The sequence below is a fragment of the Bifidobacterium sp. ESL0825 genome, assembly GCF_052606465.1.
Window position 1 is genome coordinate 2074247 of record NZ_CP199589.1, and the last position, 12577, is coordinate 2086823.

Annotated in this window: 11 protein-coding genes; 10 read left to right on the forward strand and 1 reads right to left on the reverse strand. The window is 64.2% G+C overall.

Features of this window, described 5'->3' with window-relative positions; genetic code table 11:
- The first annotated feature begins 25 nt into the window (after positions 1 to 25).
- The 8 genes from ACUIAG_RS08750 (at position 26) to ACUIAG_RS08785 (ending at position 10017) form a co-directional block, all read left to right on the forward strand.
- Positions 26 to 2293: a transglycosylase domain-containing protein gene (locus tag ACUIAG_RS08750; protein WP_445339699.1), complete on the forward strand. Its 2268-nt coding sequence runs from the start codon at positions 26 to 28 to the stop codon at positions 2291 to 2293.
- A 136-nt stretch (positions 2294 to 2429) separates the two neighbouring features.
- Positions 2430 to 3800, forward strand: a complete 1371-nt coding sequence (locus ACUIAG_RS08755) for an NADH:flavin oxidoreductase/NADH oxidase (protein WP_445340402.1) — start codon at positions 2430 to 2432, stop codon at positions 3798 to 3800.
- An 8-nt stretch (positions 3801 to 3808) separates the two neighbouring features.
- Positions 3809 to 4552, forward strand: a complete 744-nt coding sequence (locus ACUIAG_RS08760; protein WP_445339700.1) for a polyprenol monophosphomannose synthase — start codon at positions 3809 to 3811, stop codon at positions 4550 to 4552.
- Positions 4553 to 4771: 219 nt separating this feature from the next.
- On the forward strand, positions 4772 to 5629 hold the full coding sequence (locus ACUIAG_RS08765; protein WP_306221788.1) for a DeoR/GlpR family DNA-binding transcription regulator: 858 nt from the start codon (positions 4772 to 4774) through the stop codon (positions 5627 to 5629).
- A gap of 82 nt (positions 5630 to 5711) precedes the next feature.
- Complete coding sequence (gene galT / locus ACUIAG_RS08770) at positions 5712 to 6995, forward strand: galactose-1-phosphate uridylyltransferase (RefSeq protein WP_445339701.1); 1284 nt, start codon at positions 5712 to 5714, stop codon at positions 6993 to 6995.
- Positions 6992 to 8254 (forward strand): galactokinase, encoded by a 1263-nt coding sequence (galK, locus tag ACUIAG_RS08775; protein ID WP_445339702.1) that lies wholly within the window; start codon positions 6992 to 6994, stop codon positions 8252 to 8254. Before galT ends, galK begins: the two co-directional genes overlap by 4 nt.
- Before the next feature lie 115 nt (positions 8255 to 8369).
- Positions 8370 to 8642 carry an ACT domain-containing protein gene (locus tag ACUIAG_RS08780; RefSeq protein ID WP_445339703.1) on the forward strand — a complete coding sequence of 91 codons (273 nt, stop codon included), beginning with the start codon at positions 8370 to 8372 and terminating at the stop codon, positions 8640 to 8642.
- Between the two features lie 10 nt (positions 8643 to 8652).
- The gene (locus ACUIAG_RS08785; RefSeq protein WP_101432004.1) at positions 8653 to 10017 is read left to right on the forward strand and encodes a PFL family protein; all 1365 of its coding nucleotides are present in this window, start codon (positions 8653 to 8655) and stop codon (positions 10015 to 10017) included.
- Positions 10018 to 10032: 15 nt separating this feature from the next.
- On the opposite strand, the gene ACUIAG_RS08790 is transcribed toward ACUIAG_RS08785, so the two are convergent.
- Positions 10033 to 10686 (reverse strand): tRNA (cytidine(34)-2'-O)-methyltransferase, encoded by a 654-nt coding sequence (locus ACUIAG_RS08790; RefSeq protein ID WP_081709278.1) that lies wholly within the window; start codon positions 10684 to 10686, stop codon positions 10033 to 10035.
- A 111-nt stretch (positions 10687 to 10797) separates the two neighbouring features.
- Here ACUIAG_RS08790 and ACUIAG_RS08795 point away from each other — a divergent pair, with 111 nt between their 5' ends.
- The gene (locus ACUIAG_RS08795) at positions 10798 to 11790 is read left to right on the forward strand and encodes an A/G-specific adenine glycosylase (RefSeq protein WP_445340403.1); all 993 of its coding nucleotides are present in this window, start codon (positions 10798 to 10800) and stop codon (positions 11788 to 11790) included.
- 30 nt (positions 11791 to 11820) lie between these two features.
- Positions 11821 to 12486 (forward strand): hypothetical protein, encoded by a 666-nt coding sequence (locus ACUIAG_RS08800; protein WP_445339704.1) that lies wholly within the window; start codon positions 11821 to 11823, stop codon positions 12484 to 12486.
- Positions 12487 to 12577 lie beyond the last annotated feature (91 nt).

Genomic DNA, 12577 nt, shown 5'->3' on the forward strand with positions numbered 1-12577 from the left:
GAGCCAACGGCCTAGGATGGAGACCATGCCCGAACAAAAGAAATCCATGTCGGTCAGGCGCTTCTTCACGCTGCTGCTGGCTTACCTCATCTTCTGCGTCGCAGGTGGCGTGGTCGTCTCTGGTTTCCTGTTCCCCGCAGTCTTCGGCATCAACGCCGTCTCCAGGAATCTGATGCCTGCCCTGAAGACGGAGAACATCGACTTCAACGTCAACGATCTGCCCCAGCAGTCCCGCCTTTACGCCTCCGACGGGCATACCGTCATCGCCACCTTCTATGCGCAAAACCGGATCGTGGTGCCCATCAAGGACGTCTCTGACTACATGCAGAAGGCCGTGGTGGCCCGTGAGGACCGTCGTTTCTTCGAGCATGCAGGCGTGGATACCCAGGGCGTGCTCAGGGCCTTCATCCAGACCTACATCAAGCAGGGCGACACCCAGGGCGGTTCTTCCCTGACCCAGCAGTACGTCAAAAACGTGCTCATGAACCAGGCCGAGGAAAACAACGACCCCATCGCCGAGTACCATGCCCAGGAGGAGACCATAGCCCGCAAGATGCGGGAGATGCTGATAGCGGTGCAGATGGAGAAGAAGTACTCCAAGGCAGAGATCCTTCAAGGGTACTTGAATATTGCCCAGTTCGGAACCAACGTCTACGGGGTTGAGTCGGCAGCCAGGCGCTACTTCAGCAAGTCGGCCAAGGAGCTGGATCCGGGCGAGTCGGCCACCATCGCCGCCGTGACCAAGAACCCCGCACGCTTCGATCCCACCGTCAATATCAAGGCCGCTCAGGAGCAGCGGAACATCGTCCTGGATCTGATGAGGCAGGAAAACTACATCAGCCAGCGCCAGTATGAGGAGAACAAGGCCAAGCCGCTGGATCAGATGCTGCATGTGCAGTCTGCGGACGCCGGCTGCCAGGCGGCCGGGGATGCGGCCTTCTTCTGTGACTACGTGACCAAGCAGATCCTCAACTCCAAGGAGTTCGGCAAGAGCCAAGAGGATCGCAACAAACTCCTCAAGGAGGGCGGCCTGGACATCTACACCACCATGGACGTCAACGCCAACGCCGCAGCCATGAAGGCGGCCCGGGACACCATCCCCGTGGATGATCCGACCGGCTTCGAGGTCACTATGGCGGCCATTCGCCCGGGCACCGGCGAGGTCTTGGGCTTCGGCATCAACCGCATTTACGACGCCACCCAGAACTCCGGCGGCGGCACCCGCACGGCCATCAACTATGCAGTGGACCAGCAGGACGGCGGCGGCTGGGGCTTCCCCGTGGGCTCCACCTGGAAACCCATCAATCTGGTGGCCTGGATGAAGGCCGGCAAGTCCATCAATCAGCCCCTGCGCACCTCTACCAGCTATCCGCAGACCGCCTTCGCCTGCAAGACGGCTGACGGTACCTCCTATGGATTCGGCACTGGCAGCTGGCACGTTGAGAACTCGGGCGGCGGCACCACGTCGCCGGAGAGCCCCCTGCAGGGCCTGATCCGCTCGCACAACACCACCCAGGCCTCCATGGCCCAGCAGATTGGTCTGTGCAGCATAGCGGATACAGCCAAGGACATGGGCTACCACAATTCGCCCAAGGACCAGATGGACATCCACTCAGACAACAGCTTCCAGCCGCCCATGACCATCGGATCGGTCCAGGCCTCCCCGCTGACCATGGCCAACGTCTACGCCACCATCGCGGCCAAGGGCGTGGCCTGCAGCCCTATAGCCATGACCAAGGTGATCGATAAGAACAAGCGTTCCATCAAGGTGCCCAAGGCCAACTGCCATCAGGCCATCGACCCGGGCATCGCCGAGACCACCGCCTATGCCCTCAACCAGGGCGTGGTCCAGCCCGGAGGCGAGGCGGCCGTGACCCAGCTGGACGGGGGTCGCAAGACCTTCGCCAAGACGGGCACCCATGAGGACAAGTACATGCTGACCGGCGGATTCGTGCCCCAGGTGGCGTCCTTCGTCACTGTGGGCAATGCCGAGGGCCAGGTCTCCTTCAACGGCAAGTCCATCAACGGACGGTCCATGGGTACCTGGTACGGCATGTACATCGCCACCCCGGCATGGAAGGAGTTCATGAACACCTACCTGGCCGCTGCCAACATTCAACCGGACAACTCCTACGGCAATCCCGATGCACGCTTCACTGGCGGGGTCCAGCCTCAGCCTCAGCAGCCGGCTCCGATGCAGCAGCGTCAGATGACCCGTGGCGTAGAAGCGCAGGAGCCAGAGATCGGGGAGTTGACCTCGGAAGAGGCTCAAACAGTGCCCGCGGCCGACTAGTACCTGGCTGGATGACTGCTTGTCGAATCCCGGCTGGGATCCGAGCGAGGCTGTGCCTACAATGGAGACCATCAGGGATTCGTCGACGGGCGGGACCACGAGGGGTACGGCCGTCCGCCGGGAGAGGCAGGAACAGATGGTCCAGGAATATTCAGAGCTGGATGACAAGGCCCCTCGGGCCGACGGCCGGGTTAACGAGGATCAGGCCATGCCGGGGCCGGTGAGCGGCTCTGGCAGGTTGGATGTGTCCAAGCCGATCTGGTCCTTTGAGTCGGATGCCGCCGACGGCAAGAAGAAGACTGGCAAGGCTGCCAAGGGGATCAAATCGTCCAAAAAGGACAAGAAGGCCAAGAAGGCGAAAAGAGTCAAAAAGGCCAGGAAACCAAAATCGGGAAGAAGACGGGAGAAGGCCCTGCCTGCGCTCTTCCAGCCCATGGAACTGCGCGACCAGCACATCCGCAATAGGATCTGGATGCCGCCCATGGACACTTATTCGTCCCTGCGGCATGACGGGGTTCCTACCAACTTCCACTATCAGCACTATGTGTCCAGGGCCCTGGGCGGCTTCGGAGTCGTCATCGGGGAGGCCACGGCCGTAAACCCCCAGGGGCGGATCTCTCCCTGCGACGTGGGGCTGTGGGATGACGAGCAGACCAGGGCCTGGCAGGGCATCGTCCGGGATGTCAAGGCCGCTGGAGCCGTCCCCATCGTCCAGCTCAACCATTCGGGGCGCAAGGGCTCCTCCGGGTGCTCCTCCATGGGCTATATCAACGCCACCGTGCCCGTGGCCGAAGGAGGCTGGCAACCCGTGGGCCCCAGCCCCATCGCCTTCGGGAGGATGGCGGTTCCGGTCCAGCTCTCACGGGCGCAGATAGCCTCCATTGTGGCTGACTTCCGTTCCGCTGCCGTGCGAGCCGTTCAAGCCGGCTTCCTGGGCGTGGAGCTGCATGCCGCCCACGGCTACCTGCTCTCCCAATTCCTGGATCCCCTGATCAACCGCCGCAGCGACGAGTACGGGGGTGACCTGTCCGGCAGAATGCGCCTGCTGATCCAGGTGACCGATGCCGTGCGCGAGGTCATTCCCTCGGGCATGCCCCTGTTGGTGCGCATGTCCGCCACCGACTGGGCCACTGGCGGTTGGGGTCTGGATGAGACCATCCGCACTGCCAAGGTGCTCAAGCTGCACGGGGTGGACCTGATTGACGTTTCCACCGGGGGGCTGGTGCCAGGCGTGAAGATCCCGGCCGCTCCCAACTACCAGGTGCCCTTCTCCTACCAGGTGCGCAGCCAGGTGCTGATTCCCACCACAGCGGTGGGGCTGATCACCAAGCCCAGGCAGGCTGACCGGATCGTACGCAAGGGTCTGGCCGATGCGGCCGAGATCGGTCGAGCCAGCCTGCGCGACCCCTACTGGCCGCTCAGGGCCGCCTACAAACTGGGGCTGTCCGCTCAGCAGGCCCCCTACCCTGAGCCTTACCGGCGCGGGGCCTACGGCATCGCACGCTGAGAGCGGCCATGGACGCTGTTCGTGGCGGAGCAGGGACCATTGTGGTCATGCCCACCTATCAGGAAGCCGACAATATCGGGGTGATCCTTCCTCAGCTCTTGGCCTGCTGTCCCGAGGTCGATGTCCTGGTCGTCGACGACAACTCGCCGGACGGCACCGGCGCCAAGGCCGAGGATATGGCCAAGCGCAACCCTCGCGTGCACGTCATCCATCGGCATGACCGCCGCGGGTTGGGCCCAGCCTACGTGCAGGGTTTCCGCTGGTCTTTGGGGCATGGCTATGACCTGATCTGCGAGATGGACATGGATGGCTCCCATCGGCCCCAGGATCTGGCCAGGATGCTGGCGGTGGCCCGAGGTAAGGCGCATCCGGGTCTGGTCATCGGCTCGCGCCGGGTGCGCGGAGGCCGCACTCAACATTGGCCCTGGTATCGGGACCTGATCTCGCGTGTGGGATCCTGGTATGCTCGCACCGCCCTGGGGTCCTCCGTGCGGGACATGACCGCCGGCCTGCGGGTCTATCGAGCGGACGTGCTGAGGCGGATCGATCTGGGAAGGGTTCGCTCCAGCGGCTACGTCTTTCAGGTGGACATGCTGCGTCGAGTCCAGGCCATGGGCCTGAGCGTCGTAGAAGTGCCTATTGTCTTCGTGGAGCGGGTCCGTGGCAGTTCGAAGATGGATGCCGGGATTGTTCTGGAGGCCATGGTCCAGGTGACCCTGTGGGGACTTGAACGGTTGACCCATCGAAACTGACATTGAATCACAGTCGTGTTCGTTTTCTTAAGCGACCCTGCAGACCCTTGTTGGCGTCTTGAAGACGGATTTCGCCTTGGTTGACAGATTTCTGCAATAGCCGCGGCAGGCCTCTGGCATATGGAAGAATGGTCCAGGCATCGAAGAAATGTCGATTTTTCGCCCCTGCTTTTGGACGGCGACCGCAGTCCAATGGCCGGCTTGCCAATTTGGGCGAATGTGTGCGATAATGTTCGAATGATATCGTCACAACGCCAACACCTGATATTGAACCGGTTGCGTACTCGTGGCGCAGTCCGTATCACCGCCCTCTCCAAGGAGCTGGGCGTCTCCGCCATGACCATCCGTCGGGACATTGCCGATCTTGCAGACAAGGGCCTGCTCAAGAGGGTCCACGGAGGGGCCGTCACCACCAGCTCGCTTCTGGCTGAGCCGCTCTTCTCGGTCAAGTCGCAGATGGACATGGGCCTCAAGGACACCATCGCCCGTCACGCCATCGACTATGTCTCCCCGGGCGATGTCATCGCCATCGGCGGCGGGACCACGGCCTATGTCTTCGCCCAGCACCTCCTGGAGAGCCGTCAGTGCGCCGGCGTGACCCTGCTGACCAATTCCATCCCCGTGGCCGAACTGGTTCAGGCCATGGAGAGCAAGGACGTCGAGGTCATCGTCACCGGCGGCGTCATCACCCGGTCCAACTCCCTGGTAGGCCCCATCGCGGACAAGGTCATCGCCTCCCTGCGGGTCAACACGGTCTTTTTGGGGACCCACTCGGTCTCCATACCCCGCGGCTTCCTGATGCCCAACTCCCTGGAGGCAGCCACCGATATGGCGCTCATGGACATCGCCGACCGGACCATCATCCTGACCGATCACACCAAGTGGAGCTGCACCTCCCTGTCCCTGTTCGCCTCCTTCGACCAGGTGGACACCGTCATCACCGACGACCAGCTGGACCAGGAGTCGGCAGAAGCCACCCGGTCCCTGGTCAAACGGCTGGTGCTGGTGCCGGTCAACCCCGAGGAAGGCCAGTCTCAGGACGGAGCCTCCGACGGGTCTGGGGACCAGGTTCAATGAGCGGTAGGTCGCACAGGGGTATGCGGGTTGCCATAGCTGGTTGCCATGGATTGTCAATCATCACGGACGATGAAGGAGCAGCATGAAGTCAGAGCAGTATGTCCCCCAACGGTATGTTCCCGGCGACTACGCCAGGGGGCATATCCGCATCACCCCCACCAGGCTGGCCGACGGGCGACGGTTCTTCTACCTGGACGACGATCCCGAGTACGTCTCCGGCCGCAGGACCAGGCGTCTGGACGATCCCCGTCCGCTGACCGACCGGTTCGCCCCCCATCAGGATCAGGAGGGCAGGACGGTGCCCTTCCAGCCGCCGCAGATGCGCCGGGATCCTTTGACCGGCGACTGGATCCCCATGGCCACGGCCCGGATGAACCGGCCCATCACCGCCGGACCGCAGGCCACCGCCAAGGGCAACCCCCTGGCCGCCAGAAAGCCCGGGGACCCCTACCAGGATGGGGAGATCCCCGATGTGGACTACAACGTGGCGGTCTTCGAGAACCGCTTCCCCTCCATGATGCAGGTGCCCAGTACACAGGCGGCCAACCAGCTCTCCCTGGTGGACGGCAACCCCCTCTGGCCGGTGCGCGAGGCCAATGGGCACTGCGAGGTGGTCTGCTTCGACCCTGACGAGCACGCGTTGCCTGCCGATCTGCCGGTTTCCCGTCTGCGGACGGTGGTGGAGGCCTGGGCCTTCCGGACTGCTGAGATCTCGACCATGGAGGGCATCGAACAGATCTTCCCCTTCGAGAACCACGGCCAGGAGATCGGCGTCTCCCTGGCCCACCCTCACGGACAGATTTACTGCTACCCCTTCATAGCCCCCCGGCTGGAGCAGGAGTTGAGGCAGTGCGCCGACTACCGGGAGCGCACCGGCGGCAACCTCCTGGCGGACATCCTCAAGGCCGAGCTGGACTCCGGACGGCGGGTGGTCTTCCGCAACGCCACCTGGGTGGCCTATGTGCCTGCCGCCGCCCGCTGGCCCCTGGAGGTCCACGTGGCCCCCATCCGTGACGGGATCCTGAGCCTGGATCAGCTCAACGACCAGGAGCGCTGGGACCTGGCCGTCATGTATTCCACCCTGCTCAAAAGGGGCAACGCCTTCTTCGACAAGGGCGACGGCAGGGGGATGGATCTGCCCTACATCGCCGCCTGGCACCAGGCACCGCTGCACGATCCGCGGCGGGAGGACTACCGGCTCAACCTGCAGTTCTTCTCCTTCCGTCGAGCCGTGGACAAAATCAAGTATCTTGCCGGATCCGAGTCAGGCATGGCTGCCTGGGTGTCGGACACCACCCCCGAGCGGATCGCCGACCGTTTCCGCCAGCTGGGACCCCTGGATCTGGAGAATGGAGAGAATCAATGACGACGACAGTGGAATTCATGCAGGCCTGGACCCAGGGCGCCGACGGCCAAGGCGCTACCAAGGCCCGGGAGCTCTTCCAAAAGGTCTATGGGGAGGATCCTCAGGGCGTCTGGAGCGCCCCCGGCCGGGTCAACCTGATCGGCGAACACACGGATTACAACGCCGGGCTCTGCCTGCCCATCGCCCTGCCTCACCGTACATATGTGGCCGCCAGCCCCAGGACGGACAGCCGGGTTCGCCTGGTCTCCACCATGGATCCCGAGCATCCGGTCCAGGCTGACCTGGATGGGCTTCAGGCTCGAGGGGTGAGCGGATGGGCGGCTTATCCGGTCGGCGTGGCCTGGGCCCTGCAGCGGGATGGCTTCCCTCAGGTCCAAGGATTCGACCTGGCCCTGGCCTCCTGTGTGCCCGTGGGGTCAGGGTTGAGCTCCTCGGCGGCCATGACCTGTGCCGTGGCCCTGGCCCTGGATGACCTGTTCGTCTTGGGGTTGGGAGGCGACGAGGCTGGCCGGGTCAGGCTGATCCAGGCCGCCATCACTGCTGAGAACGATATGGCTGGCGCTTCCACCGGCGGCATGGATCAGAGCGCCTCCATGCGCTGTCGATCCGGCTGCGCCCTGCGGCTGGACTGCCGGCCAGAATTGGATGCCATGAGCAACGTGCGCCAGGTTCCTTTTGATTTGCAGTCTGCGGGCCTGGAGCTGCTGGTGGTCGACACCAAGGCCCAGCACCAGCTCAACGACGGCCAATACGATCAGCGACGGGCTACCTGTGAGCAGGCTGCGCAACTGCTGGGAGTGGCCAACCTGCGCCAGGCGGCGGACCGGGTCAATGGTGCCGCTGATCCTCCATCCGCCCTGGCTGCCCTCCTGGAGCGGCTGCCGGATGAGACCATGCGCCGGCGGGTCCGTCACGTGATCAGCGAGATAGGACGGGTGGACCGTTTTATCGAGGCCTTCGGCAGGGGCGATTACGTCCTGGCCGGCCGCCTGTTCAACGCCTCCCATGACTCCCTGAGGGACGACTACGAGGTCACCTGCCCGGAGCTGGATGAGGCCGTTGACGCAGCACGCCAGGGCGGGGCCTACGGGGCCCGGATGACCGGCGGCGGGTTCGGGGGATCGATCATCGCTCTGGCTGACGCCGGCAAGGGCTCCGATCTTGCCCGCGACGTCGCCGAACGATTCGCCTCCAAGGGATTCAATGCTCCCAGAGCCCTGATCGCCCTGCCCTCATCGGCGGCCGTGCGCGAAGCCTGAATCGGACTGCAGACCTTTGCGACCCCGCTTCTCCCGGCGCTCCTCTAAGCTGGGGGAGCGGGGTCCCGGTTTTCAGAGGGGCCGGTCAAGGGCGAGGTGGATGAGGAGGACGGCCATGGACAAGGCGATCATCACAGTGGTGGGCAAGGATGCCATCGGCATCATCGGCAAGGTCTGCACAGACCTCTCCCAGCAGGGTGTCAATGTGCTGGACATTTCGCAGACCATTCTGGATGGCTTCTTCACCATGATGATGATCGTGGACTGCACCTCCTGCCGGGATGATTTCGACGCGCTGAGCCAGCGGATGGATTCCTTGGGTGAGGACATCGGAGTCTCCATCCGCTGCCAGCGCGAGGAAATCTTCACCAGGATGCACCGGGTCTGAGGAGGCGGCCATGATCACACGCGACGAGGTCCTTGAGACCAACGACATGATCGACCGGGAGCGCCTGGACGTGCGCACCATCACCATGGGCATCAGCCTGCTGGACTGCGCCAGCCAGGATGTGGACATGCTCTGCCGGAACATTCATCGCCGGATCGTCTCCCTGGCAGGCGACCTGGTGTCCACAGGCGATGCCATCGCCCGTGAGTACGGCATTCCCATCGTCAACAAGCGCATCACCGTCACCCCCATCTCCCTAGTGGCCGCCGGAGCATGCCACAGCGTGGAGGACTATGTGGCCGTGGCCAAGGCCCTGGACCGCTCGGCCCAGGAGGTCGGGGTCAACCTGATCGGCGGCTACTCGGCCCTGGTAGGCAAGGGCATGACCCCGGCTGAGCGGCTGCTGATCAAGTCCCTGCCCAGGGCGCTGAGCCAGACTGAACGCGTCTGCGCCAGCGTCAACGTGGGCTCCACCAGAACGGGCATCGATATGGATGCCGTCGCCCTCATGGGACGGGTCGTCAAGGCCACTGCTGAGAGCACCGCCGACTCGGACAGCTCTGGCTGCACCAAGCTGGTGGTCTTCTGCAATGCTCCGGACGACAACCCCTTCATGGCCGGTGGTTTCCATGGGGTCAGCCAGGGGTCGGCCGTCATCAACGTGGGGGTCTCCGGACCCGGCGTGGTCAAGACCGCCTTGGAATCGGCCAAGGGAGCGGACTTCGGGCAGCTGTGCGAGACCATCAAGCGGACGGCCTTCAAGATCACCCGGGTGGGTCAGCTGGTGGCCCAGGAGGCCAGCCGTCGCCTGGAGGTGCCCTTCGGCATCATCGACCTGTCCCTGGCGCCCACCCCGGCTGTCGGAGACTCAGTGGGGGAGGTCCTGCAGACCATGGGCCTGGAGCAGGTGGGCGCCCCCGGGACCACTGCGGCCCTGGCCATCCTCAACGATCAGGTCAAGAAGGGCGGCATCATGGCTTCCAGCTCGGTGGGCGGGCTGTCCGGGGCCTTCATCCCCGTGTCCGAGGACGCCGCTATGATCCAGGCTGCGCAAGAGGGGAGCCTGACCCTGGAGAAGCTTGAGGCCATGACCTGCGTCTGTTCGGTGGGGCTGGACATGATCCCCATCCCAGGGGACACTTCTGCGGAGTCCATCTCCGGTCTGATCGCCGACGAGGCGGCTATCGGCATGATCAATCAGAAGACCACCGCAGTCAGGGTCATTCCTGTCATCGGCAAGCAGGTGGGCGAGTGGGCCGAGTTCGGCGGGCTTATGGGCGGCGGGCCGGTCGTGCCCGTCAATACCCGTTCCTGCGCCGACTTCGTCAATCGGGGCGGACACATCCCGGCGCCCATTCACAGCTTCAAGAACTGAGTGCGCTCGCGGAGTTCAGCGGCCGCCTTGGAATCCCAGCTGCCGCCAGGCCTCGTAGATGGCGATGGAGGCGCAGTTGGTCAGGTTCAGGCTGCGCAGGCTGGGCCGCATGGGCAGCCTAACCTGCTCGGCTACATGAGGGCCGGCCATGATCTCCATGGGGTCGGGGATGTCGCCCGGTTCGGGGCCGAACAGGAGGATGTCATCCGGCCGGTAGCTGACCTCGGTGTAGAGCTTGTCGGCGTGGGCGGTGAAAGCGATGATCCGGCTGTCGGGCATGGAGCGGACCAGGTCGTCGAAGTCCGGGTGCAGGACCACGTGGGCCATGTCATGGTAGTCCAGGCCGGCCCGGCGCAGCTTGGTGTCCTTGAGGTTGAAGCCCAAGGGCTCTATCAGATGCAGGATGGTCCCGGTCACGGCGCACAGGCGGATGGCCGAGCCGGTGTTGCCGGGGATCCGCGGCGAGTAGTAGCACAGGTGGGGCGTGGAGGTCTTCACCCGGCTGGCCTGATCGGCCTTCATCATGGCGTCCACTACCGATATGGGGTTGCCGTGGGCGTCGGTGACCAGCTCGTCGGGACCATAGTTCGATTTGCGGTATCCATACTCATACATGCTTTCGACGGCTTTCGACGGGTCGCCGGACCGCTCCTGCTCCTGCCTGTTCATGAGGCCAACCTACCGTCGCCAAACGACAGGCCAGGCAGTGACGGTCGGCACCGTCGGGCAGAATACGGCGGTTGAATGAGGCAGGATCGAGTGGCGAAGGGCGGTGTGACCATGGAGAAGACGGAAACGGCCTTGGCGGAGACTGAGCCCATCCGCCTGCGGCTGTTCGACTGGTGGAGCCGTTATGCCCGCGACCTGCCCTGGCGCTTTGGACGAACCACGCCCTGGGGGGTCTTGGTTTCAGAGATCATGAGCCAGCAGACCCAGATGAGCCGGGTGGTGCCCTACTGGACGGCCTGGATGAGAGTCTGGCCGGATGCGGCCTCACTGGCCGCCGCCCCCAAGGCCGAGGTCATTACGGCCTGGGGCCGTCTGGGCTACCCGCGCCGAGCCCTGCGCCTGCAGGAGTGCGCGCGGCAGGTGGCCGGCCAGTATGCAGACCGGCTGCCCCGGGATTACGACCAGCTGGTGGCCCTGCCCGGCATCGGCGACTATACGGCCAGCGCTGTCATGAGCTTTGCCTACGGCGAGAGGATCGCCGTCATTGATACCAATATCCGCAGGGTGCTCTCCAGGGTTTTTCTTGGGCGTGAATCCAAAGGGGGCGCTGCCAGCCGAGAAGAGCGCCAGCTGGCCTGGCAGGTCCTGCCTGAGGACGAAGATCCAGAAGCTTCTGATCATCGCGTGAACGGTGACGACCGCTTGGAAACGGCTGACCCGCAGATCCGGTCGGCAGCCTGGCGGGAGCCGCCCTCGGCCCGATGGAACCAGGCCGTCATGGAGCTGGGCGCCACGGTTTGCGTGGCCCGCAAGCCGGCCTGCGACATCTGCCCTCTAGCCGGCCACTGCCGTTTCCTCAAGGCTGGGCTGCCCGGTCTGGGTTCAGGCAGGACCAGGCCCCGGCAGCGCTTCGCAGGCACCGACCGGCAGATTCGCGGATCCATCCTCCAGGCACTGCGGCAGGCTTCGGGCGCGCCCGTCTCCAGGAAGGACCTGAAACCCCTGTGCGACGACGAAATCCGACTTGATCGGTGCATCGCCTCCCTGGACGAGGACGGCCTTCTGGAGATCGGCCCAGATGGCCTCCTGAGTCTGCCGCAGTGAAGGCCGCCCTGGCGATTAGACTGGAGAAGTATGGCCAAGCGACGCATGAGCGAGAAGAAGCGGCGGATGTACCGTCGCCGGAGGATTGCGGCCGCCCTGCTGGCGGTGCTCTTCCTGCTGGTCTGCGCTGGTCTGGTCTGGGGCGTGGGGGCCGGCATCCGAGCACTGCGTGGAGGCAGCGGGGCCCAGGGAGCCTCGACCAGCGCCCAGCAGCAGACTCCAAAGACCAAATCCAAGGACAAGGACAAGCAGAAGAAGGATCAGAAGAAGGACTCCGGCAAAAAGCGTTCTTCTGGAGCTCCTGACTGCGGCAAGGGGGACCTGGCTCTGGAGCTGGCCGCGCCCGATCCCAGCACTGGGGTCGGCGGATCCATCGACTTTACGGCGACCATTCGCCACAAGGGAACGGGGTCCTGTCTGGTGGACGGCTCCGACGGCGGACGGGTGCTGATCATCACCAGCGGCCAGGAGACCATCTGGCGTTCCGATGCCTGCCCGGTTGGGGCGCGCACTCTGCTCATGGCCACCGGCGACAAGGACGTGCAGACCATCACCTGGAATGCCGACAGCAGCCAGGATAGCTGCCTGCCCGATGATCAGCTGCCTCGAGTCAATGCCGGCTCCTACCAGGCCAAGCTGGTCCTCAAGGCCAATCCCCGGGTGGCTTCCCAGCCCGTGCCGGTCATGGTCCAATAGCAGCTTTCCAAAGACGACACGCCGATTGCATCCGAGGCTCTTAGCTGGTACTCTTGATGCTTTGCATGAGGTGTGTCATATAGCGGGCATG

Coding starts and splice junctions, on each gene's coding strand:
- ACUIAG_RS08780 (WP_445339703.1), top strand. CDS start 8,370: ATGGACAAGGCGATCATCACAGTGGTGGGCAAGGATGCCATCGGCATC.
- ACUIAG_RS08785 (WP_101432004.1), top strand. CDS start 8,653: ATGATCACACGCGACGAGGTCCTTGAGACCAACGACATGATCGACCGG.
- galK (WP_445339702.1), top strand. CDS start 6,992: ATGACGACGACAGTGGAATTCATGCAGGCCTGGACCCAGGGCGCCGAC.
- ACUIAG_RS08795 (WP_445340403.1), top strand. CDS start 10,798: ATGGAGAAGACGGAAACGGCCTTGGCGGAGACTGAGCCCATCCGCCTG.
- ACUIAG_RS08800 (WP_445339704.1), top strand. CDS start 11,821: ATGGCCAAGCGACGCATGAGCGAGAAGAAGCGGCGGATGTACCGTCGC.
- ACUIAG_RS08755 (WP_445340402.1), top strand. CDS start 2,430: ATGGTCCAGGAATATTCAGAGCTGGATGACAAGGCCCCTCGGGCCGAC.
- ACUIAG_RS08790 (WP_081709278.1), bottom strand. CDS start 10,686: ATGAACAGGCAGGAGCAGGAGCGGTCCGGCGACCCGTCGAAAGCCGTC.
- ACUIAG_RS08750 (WP_445339699.1), top strand. CDS start 26: ATGCCCGAACAAAAGAAATCCATGTCGGTCAGGCGCTTCTTCACGCTG.
- ACUIAG_RS08760 (WP_445339700.1), top strand. CDS start 3,809: ATGGACGCTGTTCGTGGCGGAGCAGGGACCATTGTGGTCATGCCCACC.
- galT (WP_445339701.1), top strand. CDS start 5,712: ATGAAGTCAGAGCAGTATGTCCCCCAACGGTATGTTCCCGGCGACTAC.